The organism is Paraburkholderia tropica, from assembly GCF_900109265.1.
Taxonomy (GTDB): domain Bacteria; phylum Pseudomonadota; class Gammaproteobacteria; order Burkholderiales; family Burkholderiaceae; genus Paraburkholderia; species Paraburkholderia tropica.
The window spans coordinates 59,396-75,226 of the sequence record NZ_FNZM01000008.1 but is presented as its reverse complement, the minus strand read 5'-3'; the positions used below and the strand labels follow the sequence as shown (position 1 = coordinate 75,226).

At 65.6% G+C, this 15,831-nt stretch carries 16 protein-coding genes; 14 read left to right on the top strand and 2 right to left on the bottom strand.

All coding sequences use genetic code 11. The features are described from left to right. The first annotated feature begins 20 nt into the window (after nucleotides 1–20). From BMY06_RS14440 to nagZ, 14 genes are all read left to right on the top strand, one after another. Nucleotides 21–419 carry a protein YgfX gene (locus BMY06_RS14440; protein ID WP_143064420.1) on the top strand — a complete coding sequence of 133 codons (399 nt, stop codon included), beginning with the start codon at nucleotides 21–23 and terminating at the stop codon, nucleotides 417–419. 259 nt (nucleotides 420–678) lie between these two features. Beyond that, on the top strand, nucleotides 679–1,278 hold the full coding sequence (rpoE, locus tag BMY06_RS14435; protein WP_065061310.1) for an RNA polymerase sigma factor RpoE: 600 nt from the start codon (nucleotides 679–681) through the stop codon (nucleotides 1,276–1,278). An 81-nt stretch (nucleotides 1,279–1,359) separates the two neighbouring features. Continuing rightward, the gene (locus BMY06_RS14430; protein ID WP_074983836.1) at nucleotides 1,360–2,010 is read left to right on the top strand and encodes a sigma-E factor negative regulatory protein; all 651 of its coding nucleotides are present in this window, start codon (nucleotides 1,360–1,362) and stop codon (nucleotides 2,008–2,010) included. Nucleotides 2,011–2,015: 5 nt separating this feature from the next. Further along, complete coding sequence (locus BMY06_RS14425) at nucleotides 2,016–3,086, top strand: MucB/RseB C-terminal domain-containing protein (protein WP_074984049.1); 1,071 nt, start codon at nucleotides 2,016–2,018, stop codon at nucleotides 3,084–3,086. Nucleotides 3,087–3,117: 31 nt separating this feature from the next. After that, the gene (locus BMY06_RS14420; protein WP_074983834.1) at nucleotides 3,118–4,653 is read left to right on the top strand and encodes a DegQ family serine endoprotease; all 1,536 of its coding nucleotides are present in this window, start codon (nucleotides 3,118–3,120) and stop codon (nucleotides 4,651–4,653) included. Nucleotides 4,654–4,710: 57 nt separating this feature from the next. Further along, nucleotides 4,711–5,022, top strand: coding sequence for a glutaredoxin family protein (locus BMY06_RS14415; protein WP_074984047.1), 312 nt, complete (start codon nucleotides 4,711–4,713; stop codon nucleotides 5,020–5,022). Between the two features lie 169 nt (nucleotides 5,023–5,191). Further along, complete coding sequence (gene lepA / locus BMY06_RS14410; protein WP_065061315.1) at nucleotides 5,192–6,985, top strand: translation elongation factor 4; 1,794 nt, start codon at nucleotides 5,192–5,194, stop codon at nucleotides 6,983–6,985. A 21-nt stretch (nucleotides 6,986–7,006) separates the two neighbouring features. Further along, nucleotides 7,007–7,903 carry a signal peptidase I gene (gene lepB, locus BMY06_RS14405; RefSeq protein ID WP_065061316.1) on the top strand — a complete coding sequence of 299 codons (897 nt, stop codon included), beginning with the start codon at nucleotides 7,007–7,009 and terminating at the stop codon, nucleotides 7,901–7,903. A gap of 177 nt (nucleotides 7,904–8,080) precedes the next feature. After that, a complete protein-coding gene (rnc, locus tag BMY06_RS14400; protein WP_074983832.1) occupies nucleotides 8,081–9,244 on the top strand; it encodes a ribonuclease III in 1,164 nt (387 codons plus the stop codon). Between the two features lie 78 nt (nucleotides 9,245–9,322). Next, nucleotides 9,323–10,228 carry a GTPase Era gene (gene era / locus BMY06_RS14395; RefSeq protein WP_065061318.1) on the top strand — a complete coding sequence of 302 codons (906 nt, stop codon included), beginning with the start codon at nucleotides 9,323–9,325 and terminating at the stop codon, nucleotides 10,226–10,228. A 38-nt stretch (nucleotides 10,229–10,266) separates the two neighbouring features. Next, nucleotides 10,267–11,274: a DNA repair protein RecO gene (recO, locus tag BMY06_RS14390; protein WP_074983831.1), complete on the top strand. Its 1,008-nt coding sequence runs from the start codon at nucleotides 10,267–10,269 to the stop codon at nucleotides 11,272–11,274. Next, nucleotides 11,271–12,038, top strand: coding sequence for a pyridoxine 5'-phosphate synthase (pdxJ, locus tag BMY06_RS14385; RefSeq protein WP_065061320.1), 768 nt, complete (start codon nucleotides 11,271–11,273; stop codon nucleotides 12,036–12,038). Before recO ends, pdxJ begins: the two co-directional genes overlap by 4 nt. 70 nt (nucleotides 12,039–12,108) lie before the next feature. Beyond that, the gene (gene acpS / locus BMY06_RS14380; protein WP_074983829.1) at nucleotides 12,109–12,531 is read left to right on the top strand and encodes a holo-ACP synthase; all 423 of its coding nucleotides are present in this window, start codon (nucleotides 12,109–12,111) and stop codon (nucleotides 12,529–12,531) included. 58 nt (nucleotides 12,532–12,589) lie between these two features. Then, on the top strand, nucleotides 12,590–13,630 hold the full coding sequence (gene nagZ / locus BMY06_RS14375) for a beta-N-acetylhexosaminidase (protein ID WP_074983828.1): 1,041 nt from the start codon (nucleotides 12,590–12,592) through the stop codon (nucleotides 13,628–13,630). A gap of 114 nt (nucleotides 13,631–13,744) precedes the next feature. Here the strand turns inward: nagZ and BMY06_RS14370 are convergent, their stop codons facing one another. Together BMY06_RS14370 and BMY06_RS14365 are read right to left on the bottom strand one after the other, a co-directional pair. Next, nucleotides 13,745–15,130, bottom strand: coding sequence for a sigma-54-dependent transcriptional regulator (locus BMY06_RS14370; RefSeq protein ID WP_065061323.1), 1,386 nt, complete (start codon nucleotides 15,128–15,130; stop codon nucleotides 13,745–13,747). 454 nt (nucleotides 15,131–15,584) lie between these two features. Next, the gene (locus tag BMY06_RS14365; protein ID WP_065061324.1) at nucleotides 15,585–15,794 is read right to left on the bottom strand and encodes a CsbD family protein; all 210 of its coding nucleotides are present in this window, start codon (nucleotides 15,792–15,794) and stop codon (nucleotides 15,585–15,587) included. Between the last annotated feature and the right edge of the window lie 37 nt (nucleotides 15,795–15,831).

Below are 15,831 nucleotides of genomic sequence, written 5' to 3'. Positions count from 1 at the left end.
TAGCGACGCCGCGTCTTGCCGTGCGCGCGTCCTGGGCGATGCGCGCGGCGCTGCTGCTCGGATTGCTCGTTGCGTGCGCAGCGTTTCATACGGCGCTTGCGCCGTGGCTCGGCGCGTGGCGCGCAGTGCCGGCCATCTTGGCGCTGGGCGCGGCGGGCGGGCTCGGCTTTGTGGCGTGGTGCCGCGCACAACCGGCTTTCATCGAAATCGGGACGGATCGATTCGCGGCGTTCGCGCGTTCCGGCGCGTGTCTCGCGGATGGCCGCCTGATCGGCGCCTCGCAATGGGGTGCGGCGCTGCTGGTGCTGGTGGTGGAGAAGGGCGCGCGCCGCAAGACGCTCCTGATCGCCGCCGATTCCGTGGATGCCGAGACTTTCCGCGTGCTCGCCGTGACCGCGCGCAGCGCCGCGGGCCGCTAGACCGCCAGGGTCCACCAAGGGCTCCGATCACGCCGCCAAGCGGGATTCGGCGCCCATCGGACCACCATTCGCGCTTTCTTTTCGCGCCTTCTCTTGCCGTTTGCCGCGGCGTCCCCATTTGTTTCTGTTCTGCCTCTGCGTGCGGTCAGCCAGAGCGCTGTAACGACTGTAACCGCTGTAACGCGCGTAACGTGGCGCCGTGGCGGTGACGCTACAATGGTGCCCCCGCGTCCACTTCATGAGCTAACGGATTTTTCAGGTGAGCGAAAAAGAAATTGACCAGGTGCTGGTCGAGCGCGTGCAGAAAGGCGACAAGGCCGCGTTCGAACTGCTGGTCTCCAAGTACCATCGCAAGATCATCCGCCTGATCTCGCGCCTCGTGCGGGACCCCGCGGAGGTCGAGGACGTGGCCCAGGACGCCTTTATCAAGGCGTACCGGGCATTGCCGCAATTTCGTGGCGAATCCGCTTTCTATACGTGGTTGTACCGTATTGCCGTCAATACGGCGAAGAACTACCTTGCGACCCAGGGACGACGCGCCCCCACTTCCACCGAAGCTGATGCTGAAGAAGCTGAAACTTTCTCGGACGCCGATCAACTAAGGGATATCAACACGCCCGAATCGATGTTGATGAGCAAGCAGATCGCCCAGACGGTCAATGCTGCCATGGCGGTTTTACCGGAAGAGTTGCGCACCGCCATTACGCTTCGGGAAATAGAAGGTTTGAGCTACGAGGAAATTTCCGAAATGATGGGTTGCCCGATCGGAACCGTCAGATCGAGAATTTTCCGCGCTCGCGAAGCCATTGCGGCAAAATTGCGTCCGTTGCTGGACACACCGGAAGGCAAGCGCTGGTAAGCCAGTCTCGCGCCGGGCACGGACGTAATTCACTAGAGTGGGTGTGTCACTACGGGGCTCTGTAAGGAAATGGGGAGCATCATGGGGTCGGTTTCGATGCAATCGGTGTCGGGCTCGCGCGGCGAGCAACTGTCCGCTTTCGCCGACGGCGAATTGGCGGGTGACGCGCATCTGAACGCTATTTTTTCCGGATTCGACGACGAGGACCGCAAGGCCTGGTCGGCGTATCACCTGATCGGCGACGCACTGCGCTCCGACGACCTGGCGATGAGCCAGGCCGCGAGCCAGTCCTTCATGGCGGGCTTCGCGGCCCGCTTCGAGGCCGAGCCGCACGTGCTCGCGCCCGCGGCGTTGCCCGCATCGTCGTCCGCGCGGGCTTCGCATGACGGCCGCGTCGCGCGCATTCTGGCGTTGCGCCACCGCGTCGTGCCGTCACTGGCCGTGGCGGCTGCGGCTGCTACGCTCACCTGGATCGTCGTGCCGCAAATGCGTGGCGTCGGCATGGCCGGCGGTCCGCAGATCGCGGCCATGCAGCCGGTCGGCGACAACGTGCAGCGTGTGGCGATGAACGCGGTGCCGGTGCAAACCGCCGCCGTGCAGGACGGCAACATCATCCGCGACGCGCGCCTCGACGCTTATCTCGAAGCGCACCAGCAGTTCGCGCAGCAGCCGGTCATGTCGGATTCCATGCCGCTGATCCGCTCTGCGGCCCTTACCACGCAAGGCCAGTGAGTCTGATGCAGACAGTGCGGTTGAATAACAATACATTCTGGGGGCGGTTGCCGGCATACCTGTGCTGCGCGGCCGTGATGTTCACCGCTCTGTCTGTCGCCCCGCGCGCGCACGCGCAGGGTGCGTCGGCCGCCGCTGCGGTCGACCCGGCCACGCGCCAGAGCGCGGCGCAGTGGCTCGACCGCATTCAGCAGGCTGCGCAGCAGCAGAATTACGTCGGCACCTTCGTGTATCAGCGCGGCAATTTCGTGCAGTCGTCGCGCGTCACGCATTACGCCACGAAGAGCGACGGCGAGTTCGAGCAGCTCGAAAGCCTCGACGGCAAGCCGCGCAAGATGCTGCGCCACAACGACGACCTCTACACGTTCGTGCCTGAGCGCAAGCTCTGCGTCATCGAAAAACGCCAGAACAAGGACGCCTTCCCGGCGCTGCTCGCCACGAGCGGCAGCGAAGTGCTGTCCGTCTACGACCCGAAGATGCTCGGCACCGACCGCGTGGCCGGCATCGACAGCCAGGTCATCGAACTCGATCCGAAAGACGGCTATCGCTACGCCTACAAGCTGTGGGCCGATGCGAAAACCGGTCTGCTGCTGCGTTCGCAGATGCTCGACCCGTCGAACGGCCAGGTGCTCCAGCAGCTGTCGTTTACGCAGGTGAGTATCGGCGTGCCGGTCGACAAGGCGCCGATTGCGAACGGCATGCGCAATCTCGCGGGCTGGACCGTGGTGCGTCCGCCGCTGCAAAGCGTCGATATGGAAGCGCAAGGCTGGAATTTCGGGCAGAACGTGCCGGGTTTCCGCAAGATCCGCGAACTGCGCCGTCCAATGGCCGCGCGCGACGCGAACGATCCGCCGATCCCGGTCGATCAGGCCGTGTTCTCGGACGGCCTTTCGGCGGTCTCGATCTTCGTCGAGCCGGTCGAACACAACAGCCGCAAGGAAGGCGCGGGTAGCACGGGCGCAACGCACGTGCTGGTGAAGCGCGACGGCGATTACTGGATTACGTTGCTCGGCGAAGTGCCCCAGGCCACGTTGCAGCAGTTCGCATCTGCCATAGAATACAAGGCTTCCAAGTAAATCCTGCGGCTGACTACGGGCTGACTACGATATGACGATCTTCCCGCTGCGCAAATTCTTCGCGGCCGCGGTGGTGGTGGCGTGCCTGCCGCTCGCCCCGCACATGGCATCGGCGGCGCCCGCCGCCAATCTGCCCGACTTCACCGACCTCGTGGACAAGGTGGGGCCTTCCGTCGTCAACATTCGCACGACCACGCACGTGACGCTGTCGCAGCGTGGCGGTCTGCCGCCGGGCATGGATAACGGCGACATGTCGGAATTCTTCCGCCGCTTCTTCGGCATTCCGTTGCCGCAAGGTCCGCAGGGCGGGCAAGGCGGTCAAGGCGGTCAAGGCGGCAGCCCGTCGCCGCGCGGCGGCCAGGGCGGCGGCGATCAAGACTCCGGTCCCGACGGCGGCAACGACTCGGAACAGAGCAGCGGCGTGGGCTCGGGCTTCATCATGACGAACGACGGTTACGTCATGACCAACGCGCACGTGGTGGACGACGCGGACAGCATCTACGTCACGCTTACCGACAAGCGCGAATTCAAGGCCAAGCTGATCGGCGTGGACGACCGCACCGACGTGGCCGTCGTGAAGATCCAGGCGACCAACCTGCCGGCCGTGACGGTCGGCGACTCGAACAAGGTGCGCGTGGGCGAATGGGTCGTGGCGATCGGCTCGCCGTTCGGCCTCGAAAACACCGTGACCGCGGGCATTGTGAGCGCCAAGGGCCGCGATACCGGCGACTACCTGCCGTTCATCCAGACCGACGTGGCCGTGAATCCCGGCAACTCGGGCGGTCCGCTGATCAACATGCAGGGCGAGGTGATCGGCATCAACTCGCAGATCTACAGCCGTACGGGCGGCTTCATGGGCATTTCGTTCGCGATTCCGATCGACGAGGCGATGCGCGTGGCCGATCAGCTCAAGACCAGCGGCAAGGTCACGCGCGGCCGTATCGCCGTGGCGATCGGCGAAGTGACGAAGGACGTGGCCGATTCGCTTGGTCTGCCGAAGGCGCAGGGCGCGCTCGTGTCGAGCGTCGAACCGGGCGGGCCGGCCGACAAGGCGGGCATTCAGCCGGGCGACATCATCCTGAAGTTCAACGGCGTGAATGTCGAAACCGCGACGGATCTGCCGCGCATGGTCGGCGACACCAAGCCGGGCGCGAAGGCGACCGTCACGATCTGGCGCAAGGGCGCGACGCGCGATCTGCCGATCACGATCGCCGAAATGCAGGCGGACAAGGGCGCGAAGGCTGACCCGAAGAAGGCGCCGGAGCCGAAGCCGCGTCCGTCGAATGCGCTGGGGATGTCGGTCTCCGACATCCCCGCCGACCAGCTCGCCCAGCTCAAGATCAAGGGCGGCGTGGTCGTGGATACGGTCGACGGCCCGGCCGCGCGCGCCGGTCTGCAAAAGGGCGACATCATCCTGCGCGTGGGCGATACGGATATCGTCAACGCGAAGCAGTTCCAGGACGCGACTTCGCACCTCGATCCGCAAAAGATGGTGGCGATTCTCGTGCGACGCGGCGACAACACGCAGTTCGTGCCGCTACGCCCGCGCAATCCGGGGCAGAAGTAAGCTCCGCCGCGCCCGCACGGATCGATGCCCAAGCACGCCGCGCCGCCCACGTCGTCCATGTTGTCCCCGCAGGACGACCCGGCCGCGCGGGCGCGCGCGTATCTCGTGCTGTACAGCCGTGCATGGTGTCATCTGTGCGAGGACATGCGCGTGGCGCTCGAACCGCTGGTCGCGGCGGCGGGGGCGCGCCTCGATGTTGTCGATGTCGATTCCGACCCCGCGTTGGTGGCGCGCTACGACGAACTCGTGCCGGTGCTGCTCTGCGACGGCATCGAGTTGTGCCACTACCGGCTCGACGAAGCGCGCGTGCGCGCCATGCTGGGACTGGGCTCGACGTCCGCGCCGCAGTCCGCGACACCCGCGCAATGAGGCTGCGATCCGCTTGGGATCGGGGCCGCGCGGCATAAACTATCCGTTACTTCTCAGCACCGTTCGCCTGCCGACACCTATTTCGGCTAAAATAGTTCGGTTTTTCATCTGTTTACGAGGCGTGCCCAGCTATCGTTGGGGCGCGCCTTTTTCGCTTGATCGGCACTGAATGGATCATATTCGTAACTTCTCGATCATTGCGCACATCGACCATGGCAAGTCGACGCTCGCCGATCGCATCATCCAGCTGTGCGGCGGCTTGTCCGACCGCGAAATGGAAGCGCAGGTGCTCGACTCGATGGATCTCGAGCGCGAGCGCGGCATCACGATCAAGGCGCAGACCGCGGCCCTCACGTACAAGGCACGTGACGGCAAGGTCTACAACCTGAACCTGATCGACACTCCGGGGCACGTCGACTTCTCCTACGAGGTCAGCCGCTCGCTGTCCGCGTGCGAAGGCGCGCTGCTCGTGGTGGACGCGAGCCAGGGCGTCGAGGCGCAGACCGTGGCCAACTGCTACACGGCCATCGAGCTCGGCGTGGAAGTCGTGCCCGTGCTCAACAAGATCGACCTGCCCGCCGCCAACCCCGAAAACGCCATCGAGGAAATCGAGGACGTGATCGGCATCGACGCGACCGACGCCACGCGCTGCAGCGCGAAGACCGGCCTCGGCGTGGAAGACGTGCTCGAATCGATCATCGCCAAGGTGCCGCCGCCCAAGGGCGACCCTGAGGCACCGCTGCAGGCGCTGATCATCGACTCGTGGTTCGACAACTATGTCGGCGTGGTCATGCTCGTGCGTATCGTCAACGGTACGCTGCGTCCGAAGGACAAGATCAAGCTGATGGCCACGGGCGCGCAGTATCCGGTCGAGCACGTCGGCGTGTTCGCGCCGAAGTCGCGCAACCTGGAATCGCTGTCGGCGGGGCAGGTGGGCTTCATCATCGCGGGCATCAAGGAACTCGCCGCCACCAAGGTGGGCGATACCGTCACGCTCGTGAACCGTCCCGCGCCGGAACCGCTGCCGGGCTTCAAGGAAGTGAAGCCGCAGGTGTTCGCGGGTCTCTATCCGGTCGAGGCGAACCAGTACGACGCGCTGCGCGAATCGCTCGAAAAGCTCAAGCTCAACGACGCCTCGCTGCAATACGAGCCGGAAGTGTCGCAGGCGCTGGGCTTCGGCTTTCGCTGCGGCTTCCTGGGTCTGCTGCACATGGAAATCGTGCAGGAGCGTCTCGAGCGCGAGTTCGACATGGACCTCATCACCACGGCTCCGACCGTGGTCTACGAAGTGGTCCAGGGCGACGGCTCGCTGATCAAGGTCGAGAATCCGGCGAAGATGCCGGAGCCGTCGAGGATCGCCGAAATCCGCGAGCCGATCGTCACGGTCAACCTGTACATGCCGCAGGACTATGTGGGCTCGGTCATCACGCTCTGTACGCAGAAGCGCGGCAACCAGGTCAACATGCAGTACCACGGCCGCCAGGTGCAGCTCACCTACGAAATTCCGATGGCGGAAATCGTGCTGGACTTCTTCGACCGTCTGAAGTCGGTGTCGCGCGGTTACGCGTCGATGGACTACGAGTTCAAGGAATACCGCAGCTCGGACGTCGTGAAGGTCGACATGCTGATCAACGGCGACAAGGTCGATGCGCTGTCCATCATCGTGCACCGTTCGCAGTCGCAGTATCGCGGCCGCGAAGTGGCGGCGAAGATGCGCGAGATCATCCCGCGTCAGATGTACGACGTGGCGATTCAGGCGGCCATCGGCGCGCACATCATCGCGCGCGAGAACATCAAGGCGCTGCGCAAGAACGTGCTGGCCAAGTGCTACGGCGGCGACATCTCGCGTAAGAAAAAGCTGCTCGAAAAGCAGAAAGAAGGCAAGAAGCGGATGAAGCAGGTCGGTTCCGTGGAAATTCCGCAGGAGGCTTTCCTTGCGATTCTGCGCGTCGAAGACAAATAAGCCAGAACAACGGACCTTTACATGAATTTTGCGCTGATCCTTTTTGTGCTCGTCGTTTTGACGGGTATCGCGTGGGTTGCAGACAAGCTGGTTTTCATGCCGCGCCGGCGCCTCGCCGCCGATGCGGCCGTGGCGGAATTCGATCGTCAGCAGGAGCGTGTGGGCGAGCGTTTCGCCGACGAGAACGCGCCGCAAACGCGTCAGAACCTGCGTAACGAAAAGCTGCGCCAGCCGTGGTGGCTCGAATACACGGCGAGCTTCTTTCCCGTGATCCTGATCGTGTTCCTCGTGCGCTCGTTCGTCGTGGAGCCGTTCAAGATTCCGTCGGGCTCGATGGTGCCGACGCTGCTGGTGGGCGACTTCATCCTCGTGAACAAGTTCGACTACGGCATCCGTCTGCCGATCACCAACACGAAGATCACGCAGGGCCGCGGCCTCGAGCGCGGCGACGTGGTGGTGTTCCGCTATCCGAAAGACGAGTCGGTCGACTACATCAAGCGTGTGATCGGTCTGCCCGGCGACGTGGTCGCGTATCAGGACAAGCAGCTCACGATCAACGGCAAGCCGGTGCCTGAAACGCCGCAAGCCGATTACTTCGACGAAGAGCGCATCGGTTACGCGAAGCAGTTCACGGAAGATCTCGGCAACGGCCGCAAGAACAACATCCTGAACAATCCGGCTGTGCCGCCGTTCATCGTGGGCGCCGAAGATTATCCGTATCGCGACAACTGCCAGTACAACGCACGCGGCGTGATCTGCAAGGTGCCGGCCGGCCATTACTTCATGATGGGCGATAACCGCGACAACAGTGCGGACAGCCGTTACTGGGGTTTCGTGCCCGACGCGAACATCGTCGGCCGCGCGTTCTTCATCTGGATGAACTTCAGCAGTCTGAAGCGCATCGGTTCGTTCGAGTAACGGGCGCGTGTTGCTTCTCGACGAAGCAACGCGTTCAGCCTGCATCGAGCGCGCGAACGAGTCGTCCCGGCTCTTCGCGCGCTACTTGAAGAACCCGCGGTAAGGTCGCTTCATCATGGTTTTTCGCCCGCCGCCCCGCGTTTTCGCCGGGGGCGGCGGGCGCGTTATACTCTCCCCATGCCCCAATCTCCGTTGGAAAGCCGGCTGCGCTACGAATTTCGCAATGCGGAATTGTTGCGCCAGGCTCTCACCCACCGCAGTCACAGTGCCACGCATAACGAACGCCTGGAATTCCTCGGCGATTCGGTCCTGAATTGCGCGGTGGCGGCCCTATTGTTCCAACGTTTTGGCAAGCTGGACGAAGGCGACCTCTCGCGCGTACGCGCGAACCTGGTCAAGCAGCAGTCGCTTTACGAAATTGCTCAGGCCCTGAATATCGCCGACGGTCTGCGTCTTGGCGAAGGCGAGTTGCGCAGCGGCGGATTCCGCCGCCCGTCGATCCTCGCGGATGCGCTCGAAGCTATCTTTGGCGCGATCTTCCTCGACGGCGGCTTCGACGCCGCGCAGACGGTCATCAAGCGCCTTTACGTGCCGATTCTCGATCACATCGACCCGCGCACGCTCGGCAAGGATGCCAAGACGCTGCTGCAGGAATACCTGCAAGGTCACAAGATCGCGCTGCCCACCTATACCGTGGTCGCCACGCATGGTGCGGCGCACAATCAGCAATTCGAAGTCGAATGCACGGTGCCCAAGCTCGACGTGAAGGTGTCGGGCTCGGGCGCGAGCCGCCGCGCGGCCGAACAGGCCGCCGCGAAGAAAGCGCTCGACGAAGTCATGGCTGCCGCGCCCGCGCTGGTGACCAAGCCGCGCCGCTCGAAGGGCGCCCGCGCACCCAAGCCCGAACCCGAGGTCGTCCCCGGTGTGACGGGCGTGCAGGGCGCGCTCGATCTGCGCTCGCCGGAACGCCGCGCGCGCGGCGACCGCCCGATTCTCGGCCTGCCTGCCGCGGCAGGCGAGGCGGGCGAACGTGCGCCGGTGTCGCTGGCCGCGCCGCTTGCCGTCATTCGCGCCGCGCATGTGCAGGAAAAAGGCGCCGAAAAACCGGCGGAAAAATCTGCAGAAAAGCCCGCCGACAAAGCCATTGAAGGCGTGCCGTCGGCCGGCTCGATCGCGCCGCGCGCCACGCGCGGCCGGGAAGCGCACAATGGCGCTTCGGGCGACGCCGGCGCGTCGAATGGCGCGTCGAATGGCACCTCCGCCACCTCGTCCGGCTCCGTCGAGACGAGCGCCGAGGTCGGCGCGGCGCTGCCCGTGCGCGCCGCCGACGCCGGCCACTGAACCTGTCGAGCGCGCGCGTCGTTGGCGCGCGCCGCCTCTGTTGCATCCAATCTGTCGCATCCATTCTCCGATCCGATCATGAACGCTCCCACCACTACTCCTGCCGGTTTTCGCTGCGGCATGGTCGCGATCGTCGGCCGTCCGAACGTTGGCAAATCCACGCTGATGAACGCCCTTGTCGGCCAGAAGATCAGCATCACGTCGCGCAAGGCGCAGACCACGCGCCACCGCATCACCGGCATCAACACGACCGACGACGCGCAGTACATCTTCGTCGACACGCCGGGTTTCCAGACGCGCCATAGCACCGCGCTGAACCGCTCGCTGAACCGCGCGGTCACTTCAACGCTCAGTTCGGTCGACGCCGTGCTGTTCGTGATCGAAGCGGGCAAGTTCGGTCCCGACGACCAGAAGGTGCTCGACCTGATTCCGCCGAACGCGCCCACGATCCTGATCGCCAACAAGATCGATTGCGTGAAGGACAAGGCCACGCTTTATCCGTTTATCGAAGGCGTGCAGAAGCTGCGCGAATTCCGCGAGATCGTGCCGTTGTCGGCGAAGAACGCGGACGACATCAAGCGCCTGCTCGATGTGCTCAAGCCGTATCTGCCCGAAGGCGAGCCGATCTACGGCGAAGACGACCTGACCGATCGCAGCGAGCGCTTCCTCGCCGCCGAAATCCTGCGCGAAAAAGTGTTCCGCTGGACCGGCGATGAACTGCCGTACACGAGCACGGTGGTCATCGAAAAGTTCGAGCAGGAAGGCCGCCTGCGCCGCATTTTCGCGACGATTCTCGTCGAGCGCGACACGCAGAAAGCCATGGTGATCGGCCAGAAGGGCAGCAAGCTCAAGCAGATCAGCACCGAGGCGCGCCTCGACATGGAAAAGCTCTTCGACGGTCCGGTCTATCTGGAAACGTTCGTGAAGGTGAAGAGCGGCTGGGCCGACAACGAAGCCGGTCTGCGCGCCTACGGTTACGAGTGATCCGCTGATCCGCGACGAGTGACAGGAAGAGCGACGGGATGAGCGACGGCGAAGCCGGAACCCTGAACGACGATTGGTCCGCGCCCGACGCGGGCCCGGCCGCCGACGACGACTTCGAGTCGTCGTCCGGCGCGCGCGCACGCACGGCGCCCGCGCGCAGCCGGGGCGCGAAATCCGCGCCGAGGTCTCCTTCAAAGCCTTCATCTTCCTCGTCGCGCGACGATCTGGGCGAAGGCGCCGACGCCACGCTCGAACGCCGCGCCGAACCGCGCGCGCCCCGCAAGACCACCGCGCGCTCGCAATTGCCGCGCACGCCGCGCAGCACGGCCTCCGATTATCGCGTCGCCGAGCAGCCGGCTTTCGTGCTGCACAGCTATCCCTATCGAGAAACCAGCCTGATCATCGACGTGCTGTCGCGCGATCACGGCCGCGTCGCGCTCGTCGCGAAGGGCGCGAAGCGGCCGCATTCGGCGCTGCGCGGCGTGCTGCAAACCTTCCAGCCGCTCACGCTGAACTGGACCGGCAAGGGCGAAGTGCGCACGCTCACGGGCGCCGAATGGGTCGGCGGCATGTTGCCGCTGACCGGCGACGCGCTGCTGTGCGGCTTTTACGTCAACGAGTTGCTGGTGAAGTTTCTCGCGCGCGAGGACCCGCATCCCGCGCTCTTCAATCATTACGTCGTCACGCTCACGCGCCTCGCGCACGATCTGCCGCCCGTGCAGGTGCTGCGCTCGTTCGAGCGCGTGCTGCTGCGCGACACCGGCTACGCGCTCGCGCTCAACCGCACCGTGAACCGCAAGACCGTGCTGGCCGAAGGGCGCTACGTGTTCGATCCCGAGCGCGGCGTGCGCGAAGCCTCCGACGAGTGGCCCGCGCAATGGCCGGTGCTTTCGGGCCAGACGTTGCTCGATATGGAAGAGGACGATTACCATCGTCCCCAGACCGTCGCGCAGAGCAAGGCGCTGATGCGCTTCCTGCTGAATACTTACCTTGGCGGCACGCCGCTCGCGACGCGCCAGATCCTGATCGACCTGCAGAACCTATGAGCTTCTTTCTGACTTCGCCCAACGTGATCGACCTCGGCGTCAACATCGACCACGTCGCCACGCTGCGCAACGCGCGCGGCACCGCTTATCCCGATCCGATCCGCGCGGCGCTGCTTGCCGAAGAGGCGGGCGCCGATGCGATCACGCTGCATCTGCGCGAGGACCGCCGGCATATCGTCGATGCCGACGTGCGCACGCTGCGTCCGCTGCTCAAGACGCGCATGAATCTCGAATGCGCGGTGACGGCCGAAATGCTCGACATCGCCTGCGAGATCCAGCCGCACGACGTCTGCCTCGTGCCCGAGAAGCGCGCGGAACTCACGACCGAAGGCGGCCTCGACGTCGCCGGCCAGTTCGAGGCCGTGGCCGCCGCCTGCCGTCAGCTCGCCGCGGCGGGTTGCCGCGTGTCGCTCTTCATCGATCCGGACGAAACGCAGATCCGCGCCGCGCAGGCCGCCGGCGCGCCCGTGATCGAACTGCACACGGGTCGCTACGCCGAAGCGCACGAAGCCGCCGAACAGCAGCGCGAGTACGAGCGCGTGGTGGCGGGCGTGAACTGCGGCATGGGCCTCGGCCTGAAGGTGAATGCGGGCCACGGTCTGCACTACACGAACGTGCAGCCGATCGCCGCCATCGAAGGCATTCACGAACTCAACATCGGCCACGCGATCGTCGGGCATGCGGTGTTCGTGGGCTGGGAAAACGCGGTGCGCGAGATGAAGGCGATCATGGTGTCGTCGCGTCTCGCCGCGCAGAACGCGTAACAGCGTCGCGCCGCGCGCGTCGCGTGTTGTGCCGCGCGCGCCACGACCATCCGTTCATCACGAGGAATACATGGCGATTTACGGCATCGGCACGGACATCATCCAGGTGAGCCGTGTGCAGGCAGTGATGGAGCGCACCGGCGGCCGCTTCGCGCAGCGCGTGCTCGGCCCCGAGGAACTCGCGGTCTACGAGGCGCGCAAGGCGCGCTCGGCCACGCGCGGGCTCGCGTATCTGTGCACGCGCTTTTCGGCGAAGGAAGCCTTTTCGAAGGCGATCGGCCTCGGCATGCACATGCCGATGAGCTGGCGCGCCGTGCAGACGCTCAACGCGCCCGGCGGCAAGCCGTACATGGTCGCCAATGGCGACCTCGTGCAATGGCTCGAGGCGCGCGGCATCACGACCCATGTGACGATCACCGACGAACGCGATTACGCTGTCTCGTTCGTGGTCGCCGAAACCGACCGCCCGCCGGTTCAGACGCCCGTTCGCTGATCCCTTCTATCCGCTCGCGCCGCGTCGCGTGGCGCGGCCTTCAACGCCCCAACGATCGATGAAACTCATTCCCGGACCGGTCATGCTCGACGTGGTCGGCACGTCGCTCAACGATGACGACGTGCGCCGCCTCGCGCATCCCTCCACCGGCGGCGTGATCCTGTTCGCGCGCCACTACGAGAACCGCGCGCAGCTCGTCGCGCTGACCGATGCGATCCGCGCCGTGCGCGACGACCTGCTGATCGCCGTCGATCACGAAGGCGGCCGCGTGCAGCGCTTTCGCACCGACGGCTTCACGGTGCTGCCCGCGATGGGCCGCATCGGCGCGCTGTGGGACAAGGACGTGCTGCTCGCGACCAAGCTGGCGACGTCGGTCGGCTACATTCTCGCGAGCGAGCTGCGCGCCTGCGGCATCGACCTGAGCTTCACGCCGGTGCTCGATCTGGGCTACGGCCAGTCGAAGGTGGTCGGCGACCGCGCGTTCCACCGCGATCCGCGCGTGGTCACGCTGCTCGCCAAGAGCCTGAATCACGGCCTCGCGCTCGCGGGCATGGCGAACTGCGGCAAGCACTTTCCGGGGCACGGTTTCGCGACCGCCGATTCGCATGTCGCGGTGCCGGTGGACGAGCGTCCGCTCGAATCGATTCTCGGCGAGGACGCGCTGCCGTACGACTGGCTCGGCCTGTCGCTCGCGGCGATCATGCCGGGTCACGTGATCTATCCGAAGGTCGACGAGAAGCCGGCCGGTTTCTCGCACGTGTGGGTCAAGGAAATCCTGCGCGACCGTCTGCGTTTTCCGGGCGCGATCTTCAGCGACGATCTGTCGATGGAAGCGGCGCGCCAGGGCGGCACGCTCGCGCAAGGCGCGCGCGCCGCGCTCGACGCGGGTTGCGACATGGTGCTGATCTGCAACCAGCCGCACGAGGCCGAAAAGGTGCTCGAGGAGTTGCGTATGGACGAGCCGTCGCGCGAGCGCAAGGCGTCGTCGAAGCGCATCCGCTGTCTGATGCCGCGCGGCAAGGCGCTGCGCTGGGACAAGCTGGTGGCCGATCCCGCGTATCTCTCCGCGCAGGCGCTGCTGCGCAGCGTGCTGCCTTGAGCCGGGCGCCAGTCGCATAGTCAGACGTATAGCCAGAAAGCGCCACACAGCAAAACGGCGGTCCTTCTGCGTGGAAGGGCCGCCGTTTTTTCGTGCGCGAACGTGTCGAGCGGATCAGTTCAGGCGCATGCGCTGCAGCTTGTTGTAGAGCGTCTTCGGGCTGATGCCGAGCAGCGACGCCGCGCGATGGCGCGTGCCGCCCACGGCGTCGAGCGTGGCGCGGATCAGCATTTCCTCGACGTCGGCGAGCGGCGTGCCGACCGTCACCTGCACGCGGTTGCCGTTGCCGTCGCGCGTGCCGGTGCCGTTGCTTTCCTCGGCCTGCAGCGTTTCCAGCACTTCGCCGGACGCGTGCCACGCGCGCTGCACGCGCTCGTGCAATTCGCGCACGTTGCCCGGCCAGTCGTAGCCCAGACATTCGCGGATAAAGGCCGGCGACACGAGCCGCGTCGTGCCGGTCAGACCGCGCGAGTGCGCCTCGATATTGAGCGCGTCGACGCAGGCGACGGCGAGCAGGGCGGCGTCTTCGTCGCGCTCGCGCAGCGGCGGCAGTTGCAGCGCGGCGGCGTCCAGACGCAGCCACAGATCTTCGTGCAGCATGCCTTGCTGCACCGCATCGCGCGGCACCGTGCGCGTGGCGGCGATGAGGCGGAAATCGGTGCCCACTTCGCTGCTGCCGCCCACGCGCATGAAGGTTTGCGAGTCGAGCGCGCGCAGCAGCGCTTCCTGCTGGGCGCGCGGCAGATCGGTGAGTTCGTCGATGAAGAGCGTGCCGCCCGACGCCTGATCGACGAGACCGGGCTCGCGCTGCTCCGCGCCGTTGAACGCGCCGCGCTCGTGGCCGAACAGAATGCTCGCGAGCGGCCGTCCGCCCGCGGCCTCGGCGGCCAGCGCGCGCACGTCGCAGACCACGAACGGCCCTTTGCGGCGTCGGCTCAGCTGATGCAGCGTGCGCGCGGCGACTTCCTTGCCCGTGCCGGGCTCGCCCTGCACGAGAATCGCCGATTCGGTGGGCGCGAACTGTTCGATCGCGTCGTAGACGTGCTGGATCGCGTTGCTGCGGCCGAGCATCGGGCCGAAACGGCCGAGTTCGCGCAGCGACGCGCGCAACGTGCGCACTTCCTCGCTGAGTTCGTACGGACGCGGAATGCGCGCGAGCAGACTGCGCAGGCGCGGGATGTTGACCGGCTTGAGCAGATAGTCCCAGATGCCGTGGCGCAGGCCTTCGATCGCGCTTTCGACCGTGGCGTTGCCGGTCATCACGATCACGGGCAGCGCGCCGCCGGGCGGCTGGGCGGGCAGATGCGGGAGCAGTTCGAGGCCGCTGCCGTCGGGCAGGTTCAGGTCGACGAGCACGACGTCGGGGATGAAGCGTCCGAGTGCGGCGCGCGCGTCGGCGAGCGTGGCGGCGGTATCGACCGAGAAACCATCGGCGGCCAGGATGGCGGAGAGGCCGGACAGGCTATTGGGATCGTCTTCGACAATCAGGGCGTGTGGCATGGCGCAAGGGCTGACGGATGAGCGCAGACACGCCCGACACGCGCGCAGACGCGCGCGTCGGACCAGCCCGACGCGGCGTCGCGGCACGCACGGGCGCGGCGCGATACGGAAGAGTTCAACGGGATCACCGCAGTGTCCCGAGGCAGGTTATTCAGTTCCGATCCTCCCAGATTGGCGCTCGCTTCCAGCGGTCGTGCTGCGTCTGTCCGCTTTTTCGTTTCGCGGACCCGCGGTGCATCTCGCGGATCCGGCAGCCGATTCGCCGCGCGCTGCGCCGGCCCTGAGCGCCGCGAGATGCCGCGCCGGGCCGTTTTTTTACCCCCAACACCGGCCGCCGTTATCGGGCAGCCGGCTTGAACCTGCGTAATTCCTGCTTGTTCCTGCTTGTACCAGCTCTGCTTGTACCAAGGTCCGGGCAACTATCCGCAAATCGGCGCGCAAACCGGCGCTGACATCAGTCGAACGGCCGATGCGCGTCGAACCAGCGCCGCACTTCCAGTTCCGCCTCGTCACGCGTCTTGCCGTAACGTTCCTGGATCAGTCCGGCGAGGCGATCGGCGTGGCCTTCCGCCTTGGCCAGCTCGTCGTCCGTGAGCTCGCCCCAGGCGGCCTTCGCCTTGCCGATCAGCTGCTTCCACTTGCCTTCTGCGATGTCGTTGTTCATCGAGTTCTCCTGGTTCCGGGAAGAGGGTGCGTTAGCC

Excerpts from the sequence above, each read along its gene's own strand:
- recO (WP_074983831.1), top strand. The coding sequence starts at position 10,267 with ATGAGCGACGGCGAAGCCGGAACCCTGAACGACGATTGGTCCGCGCCC.
- BMY06_RS14365 (WP_065061324.1), bottom strand. The coding sequence starts at position 15,794 with ATGAACAACGACATCGCAGAAGGCAAGTGGAAGCAGCTGATCGGCAAG.
- nagZ (WP_074983828.1), top strand. The coding sequence starts at position 12,590 with ATGAAACTCATTCCCGGACCGGTCATGCTCGACGTGGTCGGCACGTCG.
- BMY06_RS14370 (WP_065061323.1), bottom strand. The coding sequence starts at position 15,130 with ATGCCACACGCCCTGATTGTCGAAGACGATCCCAATAGCCTGTCCGGC.
- acpS (WP_074983829.1), top strand. The coding sequence starts at position 12,109 with ATGGCGATTTACGGCATCGGCACGGACATCATCCAGGTGAGCCGTGTG.
- BMY06_RS14430 (WP_074983836.1), top strand. The coding sequence starts at position 1,360 with ATGGGGTCGGTTTCGATGCAATCGGTGTCGGGCTCGCGCGGCGAGCAA.
- BMY06_RS14415 (WP_074984047.1), top strand. The coding sequence starts at position 4,711 with ATGTTGTCCCCGCAGGACGACCCGGCCGCGCGGGCGCGCGCGTATCTC.
- rnc (WP_074983832.1), top strand. The coding sequence starts at position 8,081 with ATGCCCCAATCTCCGTTGGAAAGCCGGCTGCGCTACGAATTTCGCAAT.
- era (WP_065061318.1), top strand. The coding sequence starts at position 9,323 with ATGAACGCTCCCACCACTACTCCTGCCGGTTTTCGCTGCGGCATGGTC.
- BMY06_RS14425 (WP_074984049.1), top strand. The coding sequence starts at position 2,016 with ATGCAGACAGTGCGGTTGAATAACAATACATTCTGGGGGCGGTTGCCG.
- lepA (WP_065061315.1), top strand. The coding sequence starts at position 5,192 with ATGGATCATATTCGTAACTTCTCGATCATTGCGCACATCGACCATGGC.
- pdxJ (WP_065061320.1), top strand. The coding sequence starts at position 11,271 with ATGAGCTTCTTTCTGACTTCGCCCAACGTGATCGACCTCGGCGTCAAC.
- BMY06_RS14420 (WP_074983834.1), top strand. The coding sequence starts at position 3,118 with ATGACGATCTTCCCGCTGCGCAAATTCTTCGCGGCCGCGGTGGTGGTG.
- lepB (WP_065061316.1), top strand. The coding sequence starts at position 7,007 with ATGAATTTTGCGCTGATCCTTTTTGTGCTCGTCGTTTTGACGGGTATC.